A 23723-nucleotide genomic window follows, 5' to 3' on the forward strand; every position below is an offset into this window, starting at 1 on the left:
AAATTTTACAACTGCTTAAGAGGAAGTATTGGAATTATGCTCTAAAGTCGTTAAATATGCAAAAAAGAATTTTCAAACTCTGTGAGAGATAATGCGTTTTCCGCCCGATTTCCTTAATGAACTGCGTACGAGACTCCCAATTTCAACAGTGATTGGGCAACGGGTGGATTTTGATCCTCGAAAAAGTAAGCCTTCACGGGGAGACTTTTGGTGTTGTTGTCCATTTCATGGTGAAAAAACGCCAAGTTTTCATTGTGATGATCATAAAGGGCGCTATTATTGTTTTGGTTGTGGTGTAAGTGGAGATATTTTTACCTTTTTGTGTGAGCTTGATGGATTGCACTTTTCAGAAAGTGTAGAGCGTTTGGCTGATTTTGCGGGAATGAAACTCCCTATTTTGGATTCACAAAGTCATAAACGTCAACTGGAAAAAGCTGACCTTTATGATGTGATGAAAATTGCCACAGATTTTTTTCAATATAATTTACGCGATAAAGGAGGTATACAAGCACGTCGTTATCTGGATGCACGTGGTGTTACACCAGAGCTTGTAGAGCGTTTCCGCATTGGTTTTGCACCGGTAAGGCGTACGGCTTTGAAAGAAGCTTTAGGTACACGGGGCATTTCAATAAAGCAAATGGAAGAATGTGGGCTTCTCTCAGTGCATGAGGAGAGCGCGGATTCTTATGACCGATTTAGAAATCGCATTATGTTTCCTATAGAAGATTTGCGTGGACGTGTGGTGGCTTTCGGAGGGCGTGCATTAGAGAAAGAGACACGAGCAAAATATCTCAATAGCCCTGAAACAGTGCTGTTTCATAAAGGAAATATACTTTATAACGCGGCAGCAGCTCGCAAAAATAGTCGCTTTGTTGGCGATGAAAAAATTCATTCACTCCTTGTTGTTGAGGGGTATATGGATGTCATTGCATTGACTAAAGCTGGTTTTGAAGGAGTTGTAGCACCCTTAGGGACAGCATTAACGGAAGCGCAAATTGAGCTTTTATGGCAGATGGGGAAGGAACCTATTTTGTGTTTTGATGGTGATGATGCTGGTTTAAAAGCTGCTTTTCGTGTTGCTGATCGTGTGTTGCCTCTTTTAAAGGCTGGGGTTTGTGTACGCTTTGTTTTGTTGCCACAAGGGAAAGATCCTGATGAAATTGTTTGTGCTGGTGGAGCACAGCTTTTTTCTTCTTTTTTGCAAAAAGCTATTCCTTTGAGTGAGCTTTTATGGTGGCGTGCTACCTATGGAAAGCATTTTGAAATTCCAGAGGCACGAGCAGCGCTAGAAAAACAACTAAAACAACAAATTTTTACGATTAAGGATGAAGATGTCCGTCGTTATTATTTGCAAGATGTAAAAAAACGCCTTTTTGATTTTTTTCGTCCCTCTTTTTCAAAACAAAAGGGGGAAGGGCGATATGGTCAATCTTCACCAAATAGGACCTTTAAAGATCAAACCTTTTCTCTGTTAGCAAATTCTGAAATAGTACGAAATTCTTCGCAATCTATCCCTTTGCGTGAAGCAGTCATTTTACTCACTTTAGCTTACTATCCTGAGTTGTGGTATGAAAATTTTGAAATTCTTTCTGAGTTAGAATTAAAAAATACTCAATTGATAATTTTTCATCAAGCTATGTTGGAAATTCTTGGGGACCAACAGCTTCATGATAAAGAGACGATGGTTGCGTTCTTAGAAAAAAGAGGGCAAAAGGCTCTGTTAGAGCGTATGAAACATCTTGTGCAAAATATTGGTATGCGTATTATTCCTGGTGGAGCCCCTATAGAAGATGCGCGTGCTATATTAAAACAAGCTGTCTACTTGCATCTTCAAGAACACCACCTACATAAGAGGTTACAGGATATTGAAGAGCAACTTGTAGAAAATCCTAAGAGTGAGGTTTTTGATCTGCTTCGTGAGGTAAAAAATGAGCTGGAGCAGATGCAGGCAACAGAAGCGTTAATTGAAGGATTTGGAAGTTGGTTGGATGAAAAAATAGACGGGAATACACAAGATACGATAAAATGATTCGCTTTTTTAATGCGAATCAGTCACTTAAATTTTAGATGAGGAAGTTTATGTGGAGTGACATTTTTATAAAGATGACAATTAAATTTTAGGAAAAGCGGGTAAATTTTAGGAAAAGCGGGAAATTGGTTCTTACGATAGGGTGCAGAGATTATCTCAGAAGGGCTGAGAGGTGTCGGGGAAACTTCTGGAGTTTTCCCGCGTTTTTGTCTGGATGTCAAGTTTGTCTGGATGTCAGGGCGTATACAAAATGTATTCTTTCCAATGGTAATCTCTTAACAGGAAGTATATATGAGTAACTATTGGTAGATTTTAGTGAGAACAAAAAAACTGGTCACATGGAAACTATGGTTACATGGAAACTGTGAAGTGATCGAGTGGAGTTATGGTATGGCAACAAAGGTTAAACAGAAAGATAATGCAGAAGTAACAAACCAAGCGAGTTTGGATAGTCCTCTTCTTGATTTTTCTGATGATGCCATCAAGAAAATGATTAAACTTGCCAAAAAAAATGGTTACGTAACAATGGATGAACTCAATGCAGTTCTTCCTTCTGACGAGGTTACATCCGAACAAATTGAAGATATCTTGGCGATGTTCTCTGAGATGGGGGTTAATGTTGTGGATGATGAGGATGAAGTCGAGTCTGAAAATTATGAAGAAGAAGTTACGGTAGAGGGGGGTGATTTAGTAGAAGCCTCTAGCCACGCAATTGCAACGACAACGAATAAACGCGAAGTAACAGATCGTACGGATGATCCGGTGCGTATGTATTTGCGTGAGATGGGAGCTGTTGAGCTTCTTTCGCGGGAAGGCGAAATTGCCATTGCTAAGCGTATTGAAGCAGGGCGTGAGACAATGATTGCAGGACTTTGTGAGAGTCCTTTGACTTTTCAGGCTCTTATTATCTGGCGTGACGAGTTAAAAGAGCAGCGTATTCTTCTTCGTGAAATTATTGATCTTGAAACGACTTATGCTGGTCCAGAAGCAAAGCAGGCTCCTGTTATTGAGCGAAGTGAAGTTGATAAGACCGTAGAAGAAAAAATGTCTTCTGGTATACGTAATATGGGGGAGAGCGCAGGAGAGAGAAACATTGAAGACGATGATGAAGAGGACGAGGACGATGTTAACTTATCGCTTGCTGCAATGGAAAATGAACTTTGTCCTCAAGTTATGGAAACATTGGATTTTATTGCTCAAACCTATGTGAAATTACGAAAATTACAAGATCAGCATGTTGAAAGCAGTTTGGCAGAGCGTAAAGAGGGGGCTCTTACATCTTCTCAGAAGAAGAAATATATTCAATTAAAGGGTGAGTTGATTCAAGCAGTAAAATCCCTTTCTTTAAACCAAAATCGTATCGAAGCTTTGGTTGAACAGCTTTATGACATTAATAAGAGATTGATTCATAATGAAGGTAAGCTGAAACGGATTGCCAATAGCTATGGCATTGGCCATGAGGACTTTTTAAAAGAATACCAAGGGCGTGAATTGGACGCGGATTGGATGAATTATATTTCTGCTTTGCCTACACCTGGTTGGAAAGAGTTTTCGGTGCGTGAAGCAAAAGAAATCCAAAAACTGCGAAGTGAAATACAAAATCTTGCGCAAGAAACGGCTATTTCGATTGGTGAATTTCGTCGGATTGTTATGCAGGTGCAGAAAGGTGAACGCGAATCAACAATTGCGAAAAAAGAGATGGTAGAATCTAATTTGCGTCTTGTCATTTCAATTGCAAAAAAATACACCAATCGTGGTTTGCAGTTTCTTGATCTTATTCAAGAGGGCAATATCGGTTTGATGAAGGCTGTGGATAAGTTTGAATATCGGCGCGGCTACAAATTTTCAACTTATGCAACATGGTGGATTCGTCAAGCTATTACACGTTCAATTGCTGATCAGGCACGTACAATTCGTATTCCTGTTCATATGATTGAAACAATTAATAAAATCGTTCGTACCTCGCGTCAGATTCTCCATGAAATTGGACGAGAACCAACACCAGAAGAATTATCTAGCAAGCTTTCTATGCCGTTAGAAAAAGTACGAAAAGTTCTTAAAATTGCAAAAGAACCTATTTCTCTCGAAACGCCTGTTGGTGATGAAGATGATTCCCATTTGGGTGATTTTATTGAGGATAGGAATGCGTTATTACCAATTGATGCAGCTATCCAAGCTAATCTGCGAGATACGACAACACGCGTTCTTGCTTCATTAACACCACGAGAAGAACGTGTTTTGCGGATGCGTTTTGGAATAGGGATGAATACCGATCACACATTGGAAGAAGTGGGACAGCAGTTCTCAGTTACAAGAGAGCGTATTCGTCAGATTGAAGCAAAGGCACTTCGTAAATTAAAACATCCTAGCCGTTCACGAAAATTGCGCAGTTTTCTCGATTCTTAAATAAAGGAATTCGTGTGCATTTTAATAACTTCCTCCTTCTTCTTAATGAAGGGGGAGGTGCGTCACGTTGTACTTGGATGCTTTCTTGAGAAAAACATAGGAAGAATTTGAACAATCTAGAAAGTTTTCGATGTTTAATGTTTTTCTTAGCTTTGGGGCTTTATACTTCTCTGTCTCAGAAGAATAGATATAGGGCAAAGGGTGGTTATGGAGTAGAGAGTAGGGGAGCTTTCAAGAAATGAACGATAAAAACATTACCTTGCGTATAGCGCGGCTCGTTTTTAAGAAATGAGATCTATTAGGAATAAACTTATATTGCAACATACGGACTTTTTGATGAAAAATGTATATTCTTTGCGGAATTTTTCTATCATTTTAGGTGACGCATTTTACTCTTTGTCAGTTTATAAAGAGATGTTTCAATAGGTTACGTTCATTTATATACGCTATTTTTTGAATATTCTCTTTTATTCAGATAGATTTTAAGAACATGGTTTAAAGTATACATTGAGTTAAATCTTTTTAAGAGACAAAAATAGATGAAATTATAGAAATTAAATGTTTCATTTTTTATAGATCGTCTTAATTAAAAAAGGTGTGTCTGAGTTTATGAGTGGAGAACTTCCCTTTTGGAAAGTAAAAAAATTAGAAGAGATTTCCATTTCTGAGTGGGAGAGCCTTTGTGATGGCTGTGGCCGTTGTTGTCTCCATAAAGTTGAGGACGATGATACGGGTGATCTTTATGCAACCAGTATTGCTTGTCGTCTTTTAGATGGGGAAACCTGCAGGTGTCGAGATTATGCTCATCGTAAATCAATTGTACCAGATTGTATATCGCTAGATATTACGACAGTTAAAACAGCGCGTTGGCTTCCAGAAAGTTGTGCTTATAGATTAATTTATGAGGGAAAAGATCTTCATTGGTGGCATCCATTGGTATCAGGGGATTGTCAGACGGTACATACAGCGCATATTTCTGCACGCGGACAAATAGAGATTTACGAAGACGAATTATTATCTGAGGAAGATTATCTTTATCACATTACTGGTCTTCTACGTGAAGGCCAGTAATGTGATTTTTTATACAACTTGTTTGTGACTTAATCGATCGCAAAGACTACAGTGACGCTCACGTTATAATTTAATTCACCACCTGCAAAATTTGTATTTGCGTAGCTTACATCTGCTGCTCTACTCATGAGACGTGGTGTTGGGTGATAGTAATCATCCTTTTCATTGATTTCAATAATTTTTCCTAATTTTAAATCGGCTGCTTGCGCTATCGTTTGCGCTTTTTCAATGGCTTCAGTAATGGCTTTTTTACGTGCTGCTTGATAAAATGGCTTTGTATCTGCGTTGGTAAAAGTAATGCCGTTAACTGAATTAACACCTAGTGTCATCGCTTGATCAAAGATTTTACCAGCATTGGTAAGATCACGAATGCGCACGGTTAAAGAATTTGAAACATGATAGAGTTTTTCATTATTCTTTTTTTCGTGGTGTTTATCAGAGGTTGACTGATAAATGGATAAGCCTGATGTTTGCAAATCATTTGCTTGGATGCCATTGTTTTTAAAAGCGTTTATAATATCATTGATGGATTGATTATTGGAAGCTAATGCCTTTTGGGCAGTTTTGTCATAGGTAACAACGGCTAGATTAATAATGGCCATATCCGGTGCTGCTTGACTTTCTCCGATTGCTGTCACTGTAATCGTTGCATTTTTCATTTTATTTTCTTCAGCATAAGCACGTACAGTCAACGATGTGGCTAAGAGTGTAAATGCTAATATAACTGTTTTAACCAGAGAACTCTTCAGTGGTTGAATTTTCTTTTCTATCATATCTATACCTTTATATTTGTCAGTTAATTATTCTCTCATTTTTAAGAGTTTTTGTAAAGAAATTAGAGCACTGAAAAAAAACCAATAGAAAAGAGAAAAAGATGGGTTATAATCTTTGTCAGCTCTTGTATCATAGGGCATTTTAGTTTAGAGAGAAACAACCTATTTAGGGCCTGTAGCTCAATTGGTTAGAGCCAGCGGCTCATAACCGCTTGGTTGGGGGTTCGAGTCCCTCCGGGCCCACCAATAGGGAAATGTACAATAGAAAAATGGATCGCTTATATAAAAGTTTTGAGATTCTACCTTTTTCGTTTTTTATTTATTTTCCTGTTTGTTTTAGAAGCTTTTGGTCGTTGTTTGTTGCAGTTTTTTCTCTCAGTCGCTTTAATATGATGGTATGTTTTCTTAGTCTCATCAAAGAAGTTCTCTCATTTGCAACCTTTTAGCATTTGGATTAACTGATATGGGTCGCTATTTACTTTCTTAATTCATATACTGTTTTGTACTTTTTCTATATGGTGTTCTTCATAAAATAGAAGGCTAAAAGCTTCATTGGATAAGTTTATTTATACTTGTTCTGCAAATAAACAGACCTCAATAAAACCAATTTTAAAGATTGTACCTGTTCAGAACAAATGGCTCAAAAAACATTTAGTGTAAATTTGCTTTTTTCTAAGTGATGTTAATGTCTTTTAGACGTTCGAATAGCATCATTGTGATGAAAGGTTAGTGTATAAGAGAATGTGATCTATGGGCATTCATATGTATCATGGGGCAACGATGATAACATTCGTTGATATTTTCTTTTTCCCAAGAAAGGAATTCTATTTAATATCTTGAGAAATATTGTTCATAGTGACGGTGGCGTGTTTTTTGAAAAGAATTTTATTAATTGTTCTTTGAAAAGTCAATTGAGTGATTGTTTCTATCGCTTTGCATCATCCAGATTCTATTGTAATAAGCATTTTATTATTCTGTAAGAAATGTTTTCTATGATATTGGAAAATTTGTTAAAATGCCATTTTCTGTTTTTGTGTATTTTTTGCTTAATGTTTAAATTATAGAGTTTTCATGTGATCCGAATTATTATTGAAGAGCAGATGTCTTTTTTGATTTTACTCTGATAAGGAATTGGCAATATTGCGGTAACCCTAGCACTTTTTTGTATTGCTAACATTTTTCTCGTATTGATCGTATAGAGAGTTTTATCTTTATTATGAGTTTTTTCTCTTATGAAAAATTATTGGCAGGGAGGGTGTTTTTTTGGAAAAGTATACTTCTTCTTCAAAGTCATACTTTTAAAATATAATTCGTCATTTGCATAAGGGAATTTCTCTCTTGTTGTAAATCTATATAAAATTTACGTACAAAGATTGTGCGGGGTGATTCGTTTTATTTTTTTGATAGTATCATTTTTGCTTATGATAGAGACTTATATTAGTATTTACAAGGTGCGTTTAGAGGGGAGGTTACCTGTAAATGTGTTACAGAGTTTTAGGTAGTGTGGCTCTGTTTATAAGAATTTATTCCTATAACATTGTTATATTCTCGCTTTGCAATATTGTTAAAAAAACATAGATGGTGCTATGTAGAATAAATTGTGATGTATTTTTTTCAAAAAAGCTTTTTCGTGTTCTCTTATATAGAGTTCAGGAGTGTCTTCAGGGATATTTTCACATTAGTTTTTATTGGTCCGAATCGCAAGATCTGCGTAACATTATTCGCGTTTTTGATAGATTATACCAATTTTCATAAGAAGGTCTGGATCGTGTGATGCTTTCTGTTTCACCATGGTACATGACTAATAGAACTTCATCTGATTTTGTAAAATAAGTTTGTACACAATTGCTTCCATACTGCCTATTGCAAATATTTTTTTCTAAGGTATGAGATATATTTTAAACGCTTTAGCGTTATATAGTGTGACTACATGGAGTATGACTATGAAGAATGATAAAAAATTTGAAACAACTTTATCTGATATTATTGTGAAATGGGAGTCTTTATCGACGTCTCAAAAGCAAGCGATATTGGATAAAGTAGAAAATGCTACAGATTCTGCTCATTCAACAGAACATTTAAGGCTTCAATCTTCTTTTTATCTCCAGACGAAATCAAAGTTATGAGTTTTAAGTCTTCATCGGAGATGTTGAAACCAGTTATTACATATATGGCACTAGCATTTCCCAGTGTATTCAAAATAGCCATGAGTTTATCTACAGAAGGCCTCTTGCCTCCATTTATCATTTGTTGGACGTAATTTTGTCCACAGCCTGCAGCTCTGCTTATTTCAATCATTGTTCGTCCGTCACTTTTTATCAATTCAACTAAGCGTTGGAACCAATCTTTTTCAGTCTTTGTCATTTTTAGACCTTTACATATTTACGCTATAGCGTTAATATTGCGTTGCGAATCCAGAATATATGATACAAGGAGCGTGAAAATATCCATGTGTAGCTCTTCGCTAAGGAAGCATATAGAGTTGTTTTTAACTAATAACAAAATGTCCCCATACACTTTCAGATTCGAATCAATAAAAATGGTTGCTTAGTTCCACGGTTGTGAAAAAGCAAATGTGTATACCAGAAAGGGCGATACACACTCGTATGTTTATGAGATTTCACTATGATAGTATACGTAGCAGCATTATAAATCAAGATATACCCCAACATCAGAATTTGTAAAAAAAATTCTGCGTTGAGGTAGTGTGTGAATATAACGAAGCTTTAGAGCCTTAAGAGATAGGATAATGGCTGTAGAAAAGATGTAAATTGCATAGATAAAGAATACTGATTTCTTCTTTATTGTAATAAATTAGATCACTATCAGATGGTATATCCTATATATGCGTAAAAAAATGGGAAATATCAAAAAAGTGATCTTGGATATTTTATTAAACAGGAAGGTAATCTGATCCACAAAGGTGGTTGTTTGGTAGAATTGTACATTCGATCAATGCCCTTATGGGGATGAATGTGTTTTTATGATGCTGCGGTTTATAATGAAGTCTGTGTTTATAATGATATTGTTATTGATAACAATGCATTAACATATGGTTGTTTAGTTGTTCGTAAGAGTTCGCATGTTTATGAAAAATAAGAACTTTATCGTTATTTGAATATGAGTGGAGATGCATATGTTTATGCTAATGCGGTCTTTTTTGATCAAGTTTTGAATGCTCAATGTATTGAATTTTGTGGTGATACTCGTGATTTTAGAAAGGCTCGAGTTTATAATGATGCTTTAGTTTGTGGTGATGTAAAGATTTGTGGGAAGGCAAAATTTTACAGAAATGCTGTGCTTTGTGACACTGAAGATTTTTGTAATAATGAAAAACTTTCATATATAGCCGCATTCCACATGGCGTAAAAAAGGAAGATAGGAACGATTTGGGCAAGGCTTGTATGATTGGATTGCGTCGTTAGTTTTATTTGACGTTCCTTATTTTTTGTATTTTGTGTCAATAAATGTGTCGCAAATAATTGGTGTGAGTGTAGATTTAGCCGCTTTCAGAGATTTGTTTGCGTCATTTATCAATGCTTTAATGGAGAAAATAAGAACGCCGAGAGTGATTGTTCACACTTGGAACATGCAATTTATTGCATTCTTTTTTTGATTGAGGATGAAACAAATTGGTCAAGATCATCACTTGAGCGACAATTAAGGGAGATCCAAATGAGTGTAAACGAAATTTTATTGGGAGCAATGATTGTTGTTTTGTTGTGCAGCGGGGTTATATTTCGATTTTCTTTATATTATCGCAGTCAAGTGAAAATTTTAAAAGAGGAATCTAGAAGAATAAAGCATGAGTTTTTAAGAGATTCTATGAAGATGACTGAAGAACGAGATAGGGCTATTAGAGAGCAAAGTATGGTGATTAAAAGACGCGACCAAGCAATTGAAAAACTGAAAAAACAAATTAAGCAATATGAAAAAAATGAAAAGAAATATAAAAAAATGCTTAAATCTGAAGATGATAAAGAGTGATTGTATTCATATTTTGCATTAAAGGGTTTGGAAATGTGTTAGGAAGATTGGAATGACGAGAGAGATAAACTTTAATGAAGCCAATTATGGTGCTGATGGAGAGATTGTATTGGAAGAGAATATTCAAGTTTACTCTGATTTTATGACAACATTTAAGGTTATAAGACAGAGCGTCGTTGATCATAAAATAAGAGTTTATGATGATAAACCAGTTTATAGGTAGGCTAGTTATTAAAAAGCGCGTCTATACAATCCAGCAATTTTATATTATTGCTGGAAACAGTTTTGCACGTTCTTTTTAGATGTAAGGTATAAATGCTACGATAGTTTCAGCTAATAGGTATAAAAAATTGCATGATAATAGAAAGAAAGAGATATTTGCTTTTTATGAAGATGAAATGGGTAAGTCAGTTATGATTATCAGATACAGAAGAGGAATATGAACGTAAAAGATATTAATATCTTGTAGAGTAAATATATTTCTCATTGATGATTTATCTTCTCTTCATGTGCGTTTATTTTTTATGAAAAATACAAAACTTAAGAGATTTTCTTTTTGATAAAGGCTATAGAGATTTGAGTATGATTGAAAATAAACATATAATCTGTAAGAATATGAATGTTCTTTGTGAGTGTCAGAAATAATACAAAAACTTCCTCTCATTGAGGGCAAATCAATCACTTTTCATTTGTCACAAAAGTAACTACCATACCATTATACAAAATAAACGCTTGTTTTAATGGTAAAGAACGTTAGGACTGTAGTTCTCTAATAAGAGCCTTATGTGTAATTTCTTTTATTTGCTCAATATTGATTAGGATATCTTGTTTTGTTGGATAACCTTTACTAGAAAAAGCAATTTTTTGTGCATCTCCTGAGATTAAACGCCAGTACCATTGATTGTGAACTCCTTGAAACACCTCAAAATACATGCTTCCCACCTCATAAAATAGCTGATAATTTTCAGGATAAATATTTAACTAATCCGCTTGTAAACATTAATGTATGTCTCTCTAGGAAGTCGTCAATATATTCCCCTTAAATTTTCTGACCTTAAAAAATAATTTCTATGAGAGCTATTATTCTTTTAACAAGAAAAAATTTATTGTCAATAAGATGTGAATGAGAATTTCATACTATAAAATTATTGTTTTTAATTTAAAGACACTATACTTTCATTTACAATGCAAATATTTTTCTGTCGTTACAGAAATAAAGTTTATAAATTATATAAAACTTCACCAGCACGGATAAAGTAAAAAAATACTTCTTTCCATACTGGTGTTTAATCATTTCTTGCTTTTTCTTTTGAAATAGACGTTTATTGATTAGCTATAACCTCTTTTTGGGATACGCTTCGAATGAGTAAATCAATGAATAAGCTAAGGGTATAAGAATTGGCCATTTTAGCTTTCATATCGATAAGAGAGGTTGTAGTTTTAGGGTTAAAACCATTTGATAAACCTTGTCTTGACAAATATTGCTGCAATTTTTCATAAGAACTGTCGATTTTTTCTTGATTTAGTTTTTCGTTACGATCACTATCGGCAAGTGTTTCTTCCAGTCCCTCGATTTTTTTAATAAAATAATTCCAGTCAAAATCACCTTTTGTATATTCGGTGTCAAACATTTTTCCTTGTCCAGTTAAAAGCCAATTAATATTGACACCATATAACGTGCGGTATGTTTGTAAGACACTAAGATTGGGTTCTCTCTCTCCACGCTCATAAAAAGCAATGGAATTTTTTGTCATGCTAAAACTTTTAGCTAAGGTTTCACGTGATGGATCGCCTAAAGCAAGACGTACATAACGTAAACGTTTTCCAAATATGGTTTTTGATTCAGTTTCAGGACGTGCCACGAATTATCTCCCTCGGTAAATCATCATGGTATAAATCATTAAATAATAAAAGCACACTATGTATTAATATTCTATGATATAATGTCAATATTATAGCTTTAATTTCTTGTTATTTTTTTTATTTATGTAGATAGAAAGCAATCTTGCACTTATTGTATTGACAATTGATATTCACTTCAAAACAAAATTCCTTGTTGCTACATTTGTCTCTTGCTTTTTTTGAGAGAATTTTCATGTAACTTTACCATATATATTCTATACACCTCTGCATTAATAGATGCAACTTTAAAGAGATGCAAACTTTGGATTGGTACTGGGTGTGCTTAGATGAAGTAGAAAATAAACTTTGAGGAATGATCATGGCCCTATTACGCTATTTTGGGTTTGCTTTTTTTTTCACGATTATTGGTGTCTTTTTAGGAGGGGTTATTGGTTGGTTTGAAACGGAAAGTATTACTGGTTTTCTTAAATATTTTTTTATTTGCTTTGTTTTAGGAATTTTGGAAATTTCTTTATCTTTTGATAATTCTATTATCAATGCGCGTGTTCTTAGTAGAATGAGTCCATTGTGGCGTCGTCGTTTTCTTATATGGGGCATTTTGATAGCTGTATTTGGGATGAGAATTGTTTTTCCATTATTGGTGGTTGTCGTTGCTGTTGGGATTAATCCAATTGCGGCAGTCAAATTAGCGATATGGGAACCACATCGATATGCTGAAGTTTTAACCGATGCGCATATGGGGATTGCTGCTTTTGGAGGAACTTTCCTTATGATGGTTGGCTTAAAATATTTTTTTGATTCTGAAAAAGAAGTACATTGGCTTAATGTTATAGAGAGACCTGCTCAAAAGTTTGGGGCACTTGTTGGAATTGATATTGCAATTGTTTTGATTTTGATCTTATTTGTTTCAGCTCAGATTGATGCAGAAAATAAAATAACTTTTTTATTGGCAGCACTTTATGGACTTTTGACCTTTATCGGTGTTGAAGTTGTCGGTCATCTCTTGGATACTCCTCAAAAGACTTTAACAACAGTAGCTCACGGGGGAGTAGGGGCGTTTCTTTATTTAGAAGTTCTTGATGCTAGTTTTTCTTTCGATGGCGTGGTTGGTGCTTTTGCCTTTTCACACAACCTTTTTATTATTGCGATAGGTCTTGGTATCGGAGCATTTTACGTTCGTTCTATGACAATTATGTTGGTTGAATCAGGAACATTATTGCATTATCGTTATTTAGAGCATGGTGCTTTTTATGCAATTCTAGTTCTTGCAGTGATTATGTATCTGCAAACGATTATATCGGTTCCTGAAGTTTTAACAGGACTTGTGGGAGTCTGTATTATTGGAATGGCATTATATTCTTCGATTCGTTTTAAGCATCGTCAATTAGATAAACATGTTGTATCTAAGTAATGGAGATTTCTTCCTTTTTCACACTTTTGTTTATCGCATATCTTTGAATAGAAAGAGGTCTTTTATGCAAAATAAAATACTATTTTATTGCTTATTTGCGTTTTTTTAAAGTTGAGTTCATTGCATGATACTACCCATGAAGCCAATAATGTACAATCTCTAGGATACTTTTTGACCTAAATATAAGATAGAAAGCTGATGTTATACTTTTTACCAGCTTTCAATACTATGACAAACTTTTGCATTAATGGTTCATAAGAGGCCTTTTTGCATGTTTTTTTGAACGATTTCTATTCATACATTGGATTCTCTTTGTAACGTGTAAGAGAATGGTTTTGAAACAGGTTTGAAATGAGAGAATTTACGATATTCTGGACTCTTACTTAAATATGTGCAAAATGATTTATCCTTTATAAATCAGTGTATTATAATGGTAGATTAGAGAAGGATATTTTAAGAGACCATTAAAAGTTCTATACCGGCTTCGTTCATTGTTTTAAGCATAGTGTTTAGTGATCCGTTTACATCAATACCAGCACAGGCATTTAATGAAACACTGACTTTAAAACCGCATTGCATAGCGTGAAGAGCAGAAAATCCGACACAAAAATCAGTTGCTAAGCCACACATAATGAGCTTAGTAAAACCATGTTCTTTGAGATAAACTTGTAAACCTGTTGGTGTTTTTTGATCATTTTCAAGAAAAGCAGAATAGCTATCCATTTTTTGATTATAGCCTTTTCTAAGGATAAGTTGTGCCTTTTCTACTCTAAGAGATGGATGGAATTCTGCTCCTTGTGTTCCTCGTATGCAATGATCAGGCCAAAGTATTTGAGGACCATAGTCAAGAATGACTGTATCATAGGGCTTTTTTTCAGGATAGCAGGAAGCAAAGCTGCAATGGTTTTTGGGATGCCAGTCTTGGGTTAAGATAACGTGGTCAAAATGATTTATGAGATTATTGACGGCGGGTAAAATAGCATCACCTTGAGGTACGGCAAGTGCTCCACCTAGTAAGAAGTCATTTTGAACATCAATGACGATTAAGGCTTTTTTTTCCATAAATATATTCCTATACGAGATGAGCTTTTATCGTATTTTTAAAAAGCTATATGTCGTCTTGAAGTTTTGAAATGATGTGCTGGATATTGATATTATTTTTATAATTATCAAGCCAAAAGAGGGGGATGGATAAGTTTTTACAATTGGCTTTATAGTTTTTTACGAATTGTAACCACGTACCAATGGGAAGGGCACTGTATTCATTTGTTGCTACGTGTTGATGCAAAGCTTTCATGATCATTGGGCTTGGGACGTCAGATCCCATAAGGCGGCGGTCGTTTTGTAAACGTAATTTAAGCCATATCAAGGCAAGGGGTGAAGTCCATTGCTTTCCGTAGCAAAAAATCGATGAAAAAAGAGAAGGATTTTTTACTGCGTAATATAAAGCCCATAAAGCGAGAAAAGAAGGCGCATAGAGAATTGCTTTTCTTTGTGGTACCATATTACATTGATAAGTCGGTTTAATACGATAAAAATACAATGTTATATCTGGTATGGAAAAGAGAGGCAATGTTTGATAACAGGTTTCAGGTACAGCTAAAAAGATTTGCTTTTTGCTCTTTAGGGGGATGTTTTTTTGCATTCAGGACCATACTGGGGCTTGTGAGATTAGAAAAAATGTACCAATATAAAGCGAAAGCTTTTGATACGACGTAAGTGCTATTTACTGTACAGTTTCAAAAAGCAAAAGCAGTTTTTTCAAAATCCTAATCTTTAATATCGCATAATATAAAGAGAAATTTATGGCACGTCAATTTATCTATCATATGGCTGGGCTTAACAAGTCTTACGGCAATAAAAAAGTTCTAGAAAATATTCATTTGTCTTTTTATCCAGATGCGAAGATCGGTATTTTAGGGCCGAATGGTGCAGGGAAGTCAACTATTTTACGTATTATGGCTGGGCTAGATAAGGAATATACGGGAGAAGCATGGATTTCTGAAGGAGCACGCTGTGGTTATCTACCACAAGAACCTTTGCTTGATGCGAGCAAAGATGTGCGTGGTAATGTGATGGAAGGTGTTGCAGATAAACAGGAAATTCTTGAGCGTTATAACGAATTGATGATGAATTATAGCGAGGAAACGGCTGATGAAAGCGCACAGCTTCAGGACATTATTGACAGTCAGAATCTTTGGGATTTAGAAAGTCAAGTGGAAATGGCTATGGCTGCTCTTGGCTGTCCGCCAGCCGATGGGGATGTAACAAAACTTTCGGGTGGTGAGAAGCGGCGTGTTGCACTTTGTAAATTGCTTTTGTCAAAACCTGATTTATTACTTTTGGATGAACCGACAAACCATTTAGATGCTGAAACGACGGCTTGGCTTGAGAGGCATCTACGTGAATATCCTGGGGCTGTGCTTTTGATAACCCATGATCGTTATTTTCTCGACAATGTAACGGGTTGGATTTTAGAATTAGATCGCGGTAGAGGTATTCCTTATGAGGGGAACTATTCTGCTTATTTGGGGGCTAAAGCCAAGCGTTTGGCTCAGGAAGGCCGTGAAGAGGCAGCGCGTCAACGTGCTTTATCACGTGAGCAAGAATGGATCGCTTCTAGTCCAAAAGGGCGACAAGCAAAGTCAAAAGCTCGGATTAAGGCTTATGATGAGTTGGTTCAAGCAGCACGTGAGCGCCGTCCTGGAGAGGCGCAAATCATTATTCCTATTGGAGAAAGGTTAGGACAAGTTGTTATTGAGGTTGATAATCTCTCTAAAGCTTATGGTGAACGTGTATTGATTGATTCTCTTTCTTTTAAACTTCCTGCTGGTGGCATTGTCGGCGTTATTGGGGCCAATGGTATGGGAAAGTCGACCTTGTTTAAAATGTTGACGGGACAGGAAAAGCCCGATTCAGGTCAGATACGTATCGGTGAAACAGTTCACATGAGTTATGTGGATCAGAGTCGCGATTCCTTGGTGGGGGATAAAACTGTTTGGGAGGAAATTTCTGGTGGAAATGACATTATTAAATTAGGCAAATATGAGATGAATAGCCGCGCTTATTGCGGGGCTTTTAATTTCAAGGGGGCAGATCAGCAGCAGAAGGTGGCAAATTTATCAGGAGGGCAGCGCAATCGCGTACATTTGGCGAAACTTCTAAAAGAGGGGGGAAATGTGCTTCTTCTTGATGAACCGACAAATGATCTTGATACTGAAACATTGGGTGCATTGGAAGATGCATTGGAAAATTTCGCTGGTTGTGCAGTTATCATATCGCATGATCGTATGTTTCTTGATCGATTGGCAACACATATTTTAGCCTTTGAAGGTGATGGTCATGTAGAATGGTTTGAAGGTAATTTTGCTGAATATGAGGCTGATAAAGTTCGTCGTCTTGGGGCGGAATCTCTTAATCCTAAGCATGCAAATTATAAACCTCTTACACGCTAGAATTTTTTATCTTATCGCAACTTTGTTAGAATAATAGTGTATTTTATTGCGTTTGTTATTTCATAAATAAAGTGTGTGTGTACTCTGTGGGAGTTTTTATTCATTGAAAAGAGTAAGAGACACTTTATGAAATTATGACCTAAATAGGGTTATTTTACTCATGATATATAACCGGTTATTTTTTGTAAAACTGCAATGAAAAGGAGGGGATGGAGCGTATAGTATTACTTCTACAAATGCCTTGGTCATTGAGCATTATCATCTTTACTTAATAAAAATGCAAGCTGGCATTATCATGTTATTTTTTCTCAATAGTATGCAGTTCTTGTTTTTAGGTGGGCATAAAAGGTATTTTTATCCATCTGTCCCCTCCGTTTATGAGCTGTAAGAGAATGATTTGGATTGATTTATCATGAATAGATTTGAAATGAGAAAAATCTACGGTATTCCGGTTTTTTATTCAAGTTAAAAATGAATTATTATTATAAATCAATGTATTCTCATTATAACGAGAAGCAGGGAGATAAGATCTGTTCGTTTTTTACATTAGCCTATTTTTTTCATAGTATGATAAAATAGAGAGAGCAAAATAGATGAGAATATGCGTTGTATGCTTGACTTTTTTTCCTATAAACAAATGTTTATAGGAATGTTTAGGGGATAATTATGAAAAAAAGTGCAAGTTTAGATGCAATGATTGTGCTGCTGAAAGCGGTCGCAGAAGTAAGCCATTTACGTGTTCTTAGGCTCTTACATCATGAAGATTTAACAATTCCTGATTTTATTTTTATTCTTGATCAGTCGCAAGCGTGTATATCACGATATTTACGTTTATTGTACGAAGCACGATTGATTGAGCGTTATCAGAAGGGGGATAACCTTTATTTTAAGCTTTGTCATGATTTTTGGGGTAAAGACATTGTGATAGGTATTCTTTCGGCTTTGCCAAAGGATGATGTGTTGTTAGCGCATGATTTAGAACGTTTGAAGGATGTTAAAAAGCAGCGTCAAAAAACGAGGAAGAAGCATTTCTTACAAAATGCGTTGCAACGGGATGTATTACGGTCATCCTATATGGCAGATCATGGTGTAGAAAACTCGTTACTTGAAATCATTGGCGATAAACCATTTCAGACGATGTTGAATATTGGAAGAGGTGGAGACTCTATCTTAAAATTGTTTTCTAATCTTTATACGCATGCGGTTCAAGTTGTGCTTGATAGCAATGTTTTTCACTTGTCTGTTGGAGATACAACTTTTGATTTAGTTATTCTTCATTGGGTTTTACATTTTCTTGAAAATCCTGAAATATTCCTTCATGAGATATCAAGTGTTTTGCGTCCTCATGGCCGTTTATTGATTGTGGATTTTGGTTATCATGAAATTGAGTCTTCATATTCTGATCAAGTGCATATGCGTTTTGGATTTTCGGCTTTACAAATAGAACAATGGCTTAAAAATGCGGGACTTGTTCTAGAACAAACGGTTTGTCTTACTCCTATACAAAATGAAAACAGTGAGGAGGGGATTGCTACGCTTTGGCTTGCTCGTGATCCGCGTTTATTGGTTGACGATATCAAAGATAAACAAGTAGATTTTGCATAAATCGCGTTTGTTAACGTGCTTTATACTCTGATTTTTCTCAAGGAATAGCGTAGAGATAAAACTTTATTCAATCATTGATAAGCTATTGTTTTTTACATTTGTATTATGTTTTTATATGGGAGTATTGGTGTTTTATAGCGGCGTGTAGGCTGTATAATGAAGCACCTTCTATAGAGTTAAGCCTATGAGGATCATTATTTAAGGTGTTCTTGATATCATATTTATGTTATTAGCCAATATATTGATTTTAAAAGATCATTGATTTTTTTAGACTCAATAAGAGGTTTAAATACAGGAATGTTGTTTCATTTCAAATTTCCTGTTTCAGAATCCGAAAGAGTCTGTTTGTCTGCTACAAAAGAAGGTATTTATCTTAATGATACCGTTTGTAAAAGAAAATACATCTTCTAAATGTGAGAACGGCTGCAATATGATATAATGCCGCACAATATAATCATAGTGAAGGCTCATACCTTCATAAATGTCAAAGATGGTGGTGCCCAATAGATCTTAAAATATCTCTTTAAAACAGGTTTTTAGATAAGGAGTACGTTGGAACTTTTAGTGAGGGGTGCAAAAAGATGCTCTAAAAAGACGAAAAAGTAAAAGGGTAAGACAATGCATTATATTCATAAAAATAAGATCGGCGATGATCTAGGGATAGTCTGTGGCTGAAAGTAGGAAAGAAAAGTGTGATATTACACTAAAGTTTCGTATCTCTTTATCATGAGAAGTTATGAAGGTTATTAAATAAGTCCATTGTTTTTGCCAAAAGTATTTTCTTTCTTTTTATGTTTGCCGCTCATCTTATGACGCAGTCCGTGGGTATAGCGTAAAATTGATAGGGCATCATCGTCTTTAGTTTAAGTAAAAGTTGTAAGCCGGCATCATCGTTTTATGTTTTTTATCCATATGCTTCTTCTTGTTTGTGATGTGCTATAGTATGGCTATTCATTAATTCAATAGACGAAGATTTAAAATAAGGGAACCTTACGTTCTTGAGATCTCTCATGTAAATTGTAAAATGATGAGTTATGATTGTAAATCAATGAATTGTTTACGTTAGAAGAACAGATTATAAAAATTTTTGAGCATAGAAACTACTGTGTGTATTATTTTACGGGATCATTTAAATGATAGAGATTAAGAGAAAATGTCTGCATTGATTTCGGTTTATTATGTTAAAATGCGTTAGAGACTGTTGGTTATTGTAAAATGGTTTATCGTTATTTGGAATGACGATGGGGCGTGATTCGAAACAAATACCTTCAGAGCTCTCATTTTTTCATAAGATTAAGCTGTTTAAGTTCCTCATTGATTGTTACATGAGGGATGTAACAATATTTTAATGATCATTTACAGAAATTTTTTATAAAGATAGATAAGATTTTATTTTCTCTAATTTATTGTTTTATTTAAATAATTCATAGCTTTCTTGCAAGAAGATGTTTTCCATTTTTTACGGTTATTTGTGTAAGATTTTAAAAATCTACGTTTTTCTTTTTGTGGTGATTGCTGTTGGAAAAGTGATTCTACTTTTACGTAGTTTGATTTTTATAGGGTGGATACGTAGAAATTACTGTTTTTTTATATGATCATCAGAGTTATGAAAGAAACTATTTAAAAGTTATAATGATCGTAGATTCTAATTGATGCTTCTTGAAATAAAATTGCTTCAAATTGGGTCATTTTGAACTTTTTTTGCCTAAATTTAAACATTTTTAAACAATTTATAATTCTTTTATGTTTTTTTGCGTAGAAGATGATAAGAATTTCTTGTTGTTTAAAGAATTTTATTCCATAGCAAGAATATTGCATCGGCTATCTTAGTGGTTGATGTAAGAGGACAATCGGGGAACCTCCTCCCCCCCCCCCCGCGTGGATCCCCTAGATTGTCTGGCCTGACTGAGGATTTCCTCAGTCAGGCTTTTTGTAATTATTTTAGGAAATGTAAGGTGTTATTAGGGGGGGAGTGTAAGATCTGTTATTGTTTCGCCTATAGTACCTAAATACATAGAGGGGCGAGTCTTATTGGGCGGATAGTGTTAGCGTATTCATTTTTAATAATTTGATTTTTCTTTATTGAGGCATTGTTGCATGTTATAAGGAGAATCATAAAAGGAAGCTATGTTTGTATTCTGTGATCTTTAGGTAAGAGATAATGGGATCTTTTTCACATCGTATTATTTTTATTTTATTTGTATTTTTTATTTCTGGCGCTGTCTTTTTTGCTTCTCAAAGTAGTGCTGTTTATCAGTTTTTTTCCGGTCGCTCTTCTTTTTCTTCTCAGCAGCTTGATGTAACAGAGGAGGAGTTATTAGAGAGATTATCCGTATCTTTTCCAGATATTATCAAGCATCTTTCTAAAATGACCCCTCAACAGCAAGAGTTGTTTATTGCGCAGCTGCGTCGTGATGTAATTGCGCTTGCTTCTAAAAGTGGTCAGAGTCGTGAGCAGGCTCAAAAATCTGGTGAAACTGTTGCTATGGCTCTCTCGAAAGCGATTTCTCGTCCTTCCGTTGCTAATGCTTATTTTTAGCTATTTTTTTAATCGCGCTTTTGGGTTTTATTTTAAGGAGAAAGAGCTTTTCGTGAAATTTTGAAAAGTGCGAGGAGATAATCAATTTGTAAGGTATTAACAAAATTTATCTCTCAAAAGGTAAGCAATTGGAGTATAAGGGTAATGTTGCAATCATTACAGGAGTGATAGAAAGTCTATCAAGGGTATTGGTCCAAGTTAATTGCATTATCAATCGCTACAATGACAAAAGCAGTATTGATTATAATAAAACACGTTAACTGCATTTTATATGCCGGTTATTTTTTTATTTGATATGAGAAAATAAAATTTTTTAAAGGATTTAAGCTTTTTTGTTCTACGGATTTTAGGATATTTATCCACTTGTATGATTTCTGAAAATGAGGTGCAAGACTGATAAGATGATAGTCTGTGACAAAGAAAAAATATTTGAATGAAGATGAGAGGTCTATTTTTATTTAAAAAGGCTTTGGGGGTATTGAGTTTTCTAACATTTTTCAAAAAAAATAGACACAAGTAATTGTTAAGCTTTGTTGTAGGGATAAAAACGGATATAACTTTTTTAGTATATTGTTTTATAATGATAATTTATCATTTTATATTGAATGAGAATCTTAAGAATTGTAAAATCCTCTCATTTTAAATTTATCCATGGTGAAAAAATTAAAATCAGTTTCTTGTATACCACAAGTAGAGGCTTGTGTGGATAAAAACTCTTTTAAAAAGGAATTAAAAAGCTTCTTTGAGACATCTTGAGAGCTAAAAGTCTGTTCCAATATTTTGAATTGGTAAAGAGTATGATGGTTTTAGTATATTTATGAATTTTTTATGCGCAATGATGGGGGGATTTGTTTTGTGATTTTTTGAGGTTTTATCGGACATAAAGAGTGCAGTGGGTGTTTATTAATCAGAGAGAAGCGTTGATAACGGTTTATATTTTTTGTGAACCTTTTTTGATATCGAGCATCTTCGGTAAAAAGATGCTCTTGTCTCTCTTTCTTTGAGGGATTGATCTCAATAAAAAAATTAATAATCTTATGTAAAAAATATTACATCTAGTTCAGATGCTATTTTTTTAATATAAAAATTGATTGATACAACAGAGATAGCCGCAAGTTATAGATTATATCATTTTATTTGATACGCTATAAGATTAATTATAGTCTTTTTATTTTTTTATTTTATGATATAGAGAAATCTGAGACTTGTGCATAAAGATATATTCTTTTATTTCATAATTTTAGCTTGAAATTGTCTTACTATTTCCTTTTTAAAGACGTTCTTTTGCTTTCTTTTTTGTATAATACATTTGCAAATTACTTGCGGCTAGAATTTGAGAATGTTTGAGTGAAGAGAAAGAAAATGCAATTTTTGAAAATCTTGTTAAATACAGCATGTGCTGTATTTTTTGTATTTGATATAAGTTGGACTCATAGTGTCTTAAATGTTGCGGAATCAGGAGAAACCTCAGTGATTGTTGCTTCTAAGATTTCTGCTCGTCCTTATGAGTTTCTTATTCAGAAACTTGCGAATAAATATAATGTTCCCGTTAATTTAGCACATGCTGTTGTAAAAGTTGAAAGTAATTATAAGGCAGGTATAAAGGGGGCTGCTGGCGAAATAGGTTTGATGCAAATTAAACCCTCTACGGCACGAGGGTTGGGCTTTAGTGGTTCTGTACAGGATTTGTACGATCCTGCGACCAATCTTGAATATGGTATGCGTTATTTGGCAAGGGCCTATAAACTCAGTGGTGGAAGTACGTGTGGTACAATCCTTAAATATAACGCAGGTCATGCTGCAAAAAAAATGAATTCTATTTCAGCGAAATATTGCGCAAAAGTAAAGACTTATCTGGCTTCATTAAAATAAAAACATCTGTTGAGAGAGGTTTGTCATAAAATATTTTAAGATGCTATTTTCACGGAGCAGAAAATGTTTTATAAATCAGTATGTCAGTCGGCTGGGCAGCCGCGCTTGTCTGATACTGAAATACGGCAGGTGAGGAAAGTCCGGGCTCCATGGAAAGACGGTGCCGGGTAACACCCGGCAGGGGTGACCCTAGGGAAAGTGCCACAGAAAGTAAACCGCCTATTTTTATAGGTAAGGGTGAAAGGGTGGAGTAAGAGCCCACCGCGCATTCAGTAATGAATGTGGCAAGGTAAACCCCACCGGGAGCAAGACCAAATAGAAATGACGTGCAAAATTTAATTTGCAGCCGATTTCCGGGCGAGTCATTCGGGTAGGTTGCACGAGGCGGATGGTAACATCCGTCCCAGATGAATGGTTGCCATGTAAAGTGTAAGCTTTACTCTACAGAACCCGGCTTATAGGCCGACTGATATTTCATGATGATACGCGATATTTTATAAGATCAATTATATATGGTCTTTTATGGAGTCTATGTGTTTGAAATGGACACTTGAGCAAAGAGTGTTTTAAAAAATTATAACATTTCTTTAAGTATAATGCGTTAGGATCTGTTTTGGGATAACTTTAGTTTTTTCGTTCATTGTGATTAATGTGAAAGTTGAAGGCTAGGTTATTCTAAGATCAGTTGCCATGAGAGAGCTGTTGATTTAAG

General features: G+C 34.9%; 19 protein-coding genes, 1 tRNA gene and 1 other RNA gene. 15 read left to right on the forward strand and 6 right to left on the reverse strand.

Going from position 1 to position 23723, the window contains the following annotated elements:
• The first annotated feature begins 91 nt into the window (after positions 1-91).
• The 3 genes from dnaG to ACFILO_RS04620 all read left to right on the forward strand — a co-directional run bounded on the left by dnaG (position 92) and on the right by ACFILO_RS04620 (position 5506).
• Positions 92-2029, forward strand: coding sequence for a DNA primase (dnaG, locus tag ACFILO_RS04610; protein ID WP_375677918.1), 1938 nt, complete (start codon positions 92-94; stop codon positions 2027-2029).
• Positions 2030-2419: 390 nt separating this feature from the next.
• Entirely contained in the window at positions 2420-4435 is a 2016-nt protein-coding gene (gene rpoD / locus ACFILO_RS04615; protein ID WP_375613401.1) for an RNA polymerase sigma factor RpoD, read from the forward strand.
• 609 nt (positions 4436-5044) lie between these two features.
• Positions 5045-5506 carry a YcgN family cysteine cluster protein gene (locus ACFILO_RS04620; protein WP_375613350.1) on the forward strand — a complete coding sequence of 154 codons (462 nt, stop codon included), beginning with the start codon at positions 5045-5047 and terminating at the stop codon, positions 5504-5506.
• 29 nt (positions 5507-5535) lie between these two features.
• Here the strand turns inward: ACFILO_RS04620 and ACFILO_RS04625 are convergent, their stop codons facing one another.
• Complete coding sequence (locus ACFILO_RS04625) at positions 5536-6279, reverse strand: SIMPL domain-containing protein (RefSeq protein WP_375628797.1); 744 nt, start codon at positions 6277-6279, stop codon at positions 5536-5538.
• A 169-nt stretch (positions 6280-6448) separates the two neighbouring features.
• On the opposite strand from ACFILO_RS04625, the gene ACFILO_RS04630 reads away from it, so the two are divergent.
• Both ACFILO_RS04630 and ACFILO_RS04635 read left to right on the forward strand, forming a co-directional pair.
• A tRNA-Ile gene (locus ACFILO_RS04630) sits at positions 6449-6525 on the forward strand.
• Positions 6526-8222: 1697 nt separating this feature from the next.
• On the forward strand, positions 8223-8405 hold the full coding sequence (locus ACFILO_RS04635) for a hypothetical protein (RefSeq protein ID WP_375611974.1): 183 nt from the start codon (positions 8223-8225) through the stop codon (positions 8403-8405).
• Here the strand turns inward: ACFILO_RS04635 and ACFILO_RS04640 are convergent.
• Complete coding sequence (locus ACFILO_RS04640) at positions 8329-8643, reverse strand: helix-turn-helix domain-containing protein (RefSeq protein ID WP_007347852.1); 315 nt, start codon at positions 8641-8643, stop codon at positions 8329-8331. The two genes, ACFILO_RS04635 and ACFILO_RS04640, sit on opposite strands and share 77 nt — an antisense overlap.
• A 609-nt stretch (positions 8644-9252) precedes the next feature.
• On the opposite strand from ACFILO_RS04640, the gene ACFILO_RS04645 reads away from it, so the two are divergent.
• From ACFILO_RS04645 to ACFILO_RS04660, 4 genes are all read left to right on the forward strand, one after another.
• Complete coding sequence (locus ACFILO_RS04645; RefSeq protein ID WP_375613352.1) at positions 9253-9378, forward strand: hypothetical protein; 126 nt, start codon at positions 9253-9255, stop codon at positions 9376-9378.
• 15 nt (positions 9379-9393) lie between these two features.
• The gene (locus tag ACFILO_RS04650; protein ID WP_375611976.1) at positions 9394-9648 is read left to right on the forward strand and encodes a hypothetical protein; all 255 of its coding nucleotides are present in this window, start codon (positions 9394-9396) and stop codon (positions 9646-9648) included.
• A 306-nt stretch (positions 9649-9954) separates the two neighbouring features.
• Positions 9955-10266, forward strand: a complete 312-nt coding sequence (locus tag ACFILO_RS04655) for a hypothetical protein (protein ID WP_375613354.1) — start codon at positions 9955-9957, stop codon at positions 10264-10266.
• Between the two features lie 52 nt (positions 10267-10318).
• Positions 10319-10489: a hypothetical protein gene (locus ACFILO_RS04660; protein ID WP_375613355.1), complete on the forward strand. Its 171-nt coding sequence runs from the start codon at positions 10319-10321 to the stop codon at positions 10487-10489.
• A 530-nt stretch (positions 10490-11019) separates the two neighbouring features.
• Here ACFILO_RS04660 and ACFILO_RS04665 read toward each other — a convergent pair.
• Complete coding sequence (locus ACFILO_RS04665; protein ID WP_142416545.1) at positions 11020-11199, reverse strand: DUF1508 domain-containing protein; 180 nt, start codon at positions 11197-11199, stop codon at positions 11020-11022.
• A gap of 389 nt (positions 11200-11588) precedes the next feature.
• Complete coding sequence (locus ACFILO_RS04670) at positions 11589-12128, reverse strand: helix-turn-helix domain-containing protein (RefSeq protein WP_375611979.1); 540 nt, start codon at positions 12126-12128, stop codon at positions 11589-11591.
• A 359-nt stretch (positions 12129-12487) separates the two neighbouring features.
• Between ACFILO_RS04670 and ACFILO_RS04675 the strand changes: the two genes are divergently transcribed.
• Positions 12488-13540 carry a DUF475 domain-containing protein gene (locus tag ACFILO_RS04675; protein ID WP_375613357.1) on the forward strand — a complete coding sequence of 351 codons (1053 nt, stop codon included), beginning with the start codon at positions 12488-12490 and terminating at the stop codon, positions 13538-13540.
• 453 nt (positions 13541-13993) lie between these two features.
• Here the strand turns inward: ACFILO_RS04675 and pncA are convergent, their stop codons facing one another.
• Together pncA and ACFILO_RS04685 are read right to left on the reverse strand one after the other, a co-directional pair.
• Positions 13994-14602, reverse strand: coding sequence for a bifunctional nicotinamidase/pyrazinamidase (gene pncA, locus ACFILO_RS04680; protein ID WP_273790795.1), 609 nt, complete (start codon positions 14600-14602; stop codon positions 13994-13996).
• Positions 14603-14648: 46 nt separating this feature from the next.
• Positions 14649-15185, reverse strand: coding sequence for a hypothetical protein (locus tag ACFILO_RS04685; protein WP_375613358.1), 537 nt, complete (start codon positions 15183-15185; stop codon positions 14649-14651).
• Between the two features lie 160 nt (positions 15186-15345).
• On the opposite strand from ACFILO_RS04685, the gene ettA reads away from it, so the two are divergent.
• The 5 genes from ettA (at position 15346) to rnpB (ending at position 23485) form a co-directional block, all read left to right on the forward strand.
• Complete coding sequence (gene ettA / locus ACFILO_RS04690) at positions 15346-16995, forward strand: energy-dependent translational throttle protein EttA (protein WP_375613359.1); 1650 nt, start codon at positions 15346-15348, stop codon at positions 16993-16995.
• 666 nt (positions 16996-17661) lie between these two features.
• Entirely contained in the window at positions 17662-18600 is a 939-nt protein-coding gene (locus tag ACFILO_RS04695) for an ArsR/SmtB family transcription factor (RefSeq protein ID WP_375677919.1), read from the forward strand.
• A 2161-nt stretch (positions 18601-20761) separates the two neighbouring features.
• Positions 20762-21139, forward strand: a complete 378-nt coding sequence (locus ACFILO_RS04700; RefSeq protein ID WP_375613361.1) for a hypothetical protein — start codon at positions 20762-20764, stop codon at positions 21137-21139.
• Positions 21140-22501: 1362 nt separating this feature from the next.
• Positions 22502-23011, forward strand: coding sequence for a lytic transglycosylase domain-containing protein (locus ACFILO_RS04705; RefSeq protein WP_375613362.1), 510 nt, complete (start codon positions 22502-22504; stop codon positions 23009-23011).
• Positions 23012-23094: 83 nt separating this feature from the next.
• An RNA gene (gene rnpB, locus ACFILO_RS04710) (RNase P RNA component class A) lies at positions 23095-23485 on the forward strand.
• Positions 23486-23723 lie beyond the last annotated feature (238 nt).

This window comes from Bartonella sp. AP72JLCBS (assembly GCF_042195705.1).
Taxonomy (GTDB): Bacteria; Pseudomonadota; Alphaproteobacteria; order Rhizobiales; family Rhizobiaceae; genus Bartonella.

Coding starts and splice junctions, on each gene's coding strand:
- dnaG (WP_375677918.1), top strand. CDS start 92: ATGCGTTTTCCGCCCGATTTCCTTAATGAACTGCGTACGAGACTCCCA.
- rpoD (WP_375613401.1), top strand. CDS start 2,420: ATGGCAACAAAGGTTAAACAGAAAGATAATGCAGAAGTAACAAACCAA.
- ACFILO_RS04620 (WP_375613350.1), top strand. CDS start 5,045: ATGAGTGGAGAACTTCCCTTTTGGAAAGTAAAAAAATTAGAAGAGATT.
- ACFILO_RS04625 (WP_375628797.1), bottom strand. CDS start 6,279: ATGATAGAAAAGAAAATTCAACCACTGAAGAGTTCTCTGGTTAAAACA.
- ACFILO_RS04635 (WP_375611974.1), top strand. CDS start 8,223: ATGAAGAATGATAAAAAATTTGAAACAACTTTATCTGATATTATTGTG.
- ACFILO_RS04640 (WP_007347852.1), bottom strand. CDS start 8,643: ATGACAAAGACTGAAAAAGATTGGTTCCAACGCTTAGTTGAATTGATA.
- ACFILO_RS04645 (WP_375613352.1), top strand. CDS start 9,253: ATGTGTTTTTATGATGCTGCGGTTTATAATGAAGTCTGTGTTTATAAT.
- ACFILO_RS04655 (WP_375613354.1), top strand. CDS start 9,955: ATGAGTGTAAACGAAATTTTATTGGGAGCAATGATTGTTGTTTTGTTG.
- ACFILO_RS04660 (WP_375613355.1), top strand. CDS start 10,319: ATGACGAGAGAGATAAACTTTAATGAAGCCAATTATGGTGCTGATGGA.
- ACFILO_RS04665 (WP_142416545.1), bottom strand. CDS start 11,199: ATGTATTTTGAGGTGTTTCAAGGAGTTCACAATCAATGGTACTGGCGT.
- ACFILO_RS04675 (WP_375613357.1), top strand. CDS start 12,488: ATGGCCCTATTACGCTATTTTGGGTTTGCTTTTTTTTTCACGATTATT.
- pncA (WP_273790795.1), bottom strand. CDS start 14,602: ATGGAAAAAAAAGCCTTAATCGTCATTGATGTTCAAAATGACTTCTTA.
- ACFILO_RS04685 (WP_375613358.1), bottom strand. CDS start 15,185: ATGCAAAAAAACATCCCCCTAAAGAGCAAAAAGCAAATCTTTTTAGCT.
- ettA (WP_375613359.1), top strand. CDS start 15,346: ATGGCACGTCAATTTATCTATCATATGGCTGGGCTTAACAAGTCTTAC.
- ACFILO_RS04695 (WP_375677919.1), top strand. CDS start 17,662: ATGAAAAAAAGTGCAAGTTTAGATGCAATGATTGTGCTGCTGAAAGCG.
- ACFILO_RS04700 (WP_375613361.1), top strand. CDS start 20,762: ATGGGATCTTTTTCACATCGTATTATTTTTATTTTATTTGTATTTTTT.
- ACFILO_RS04705 (WP_375613362.1), top strand. CDS start 22,502: ATGCAATTTTTGAAAATCTTGTTAAATACAGCATGTGCTGTATTTTTT.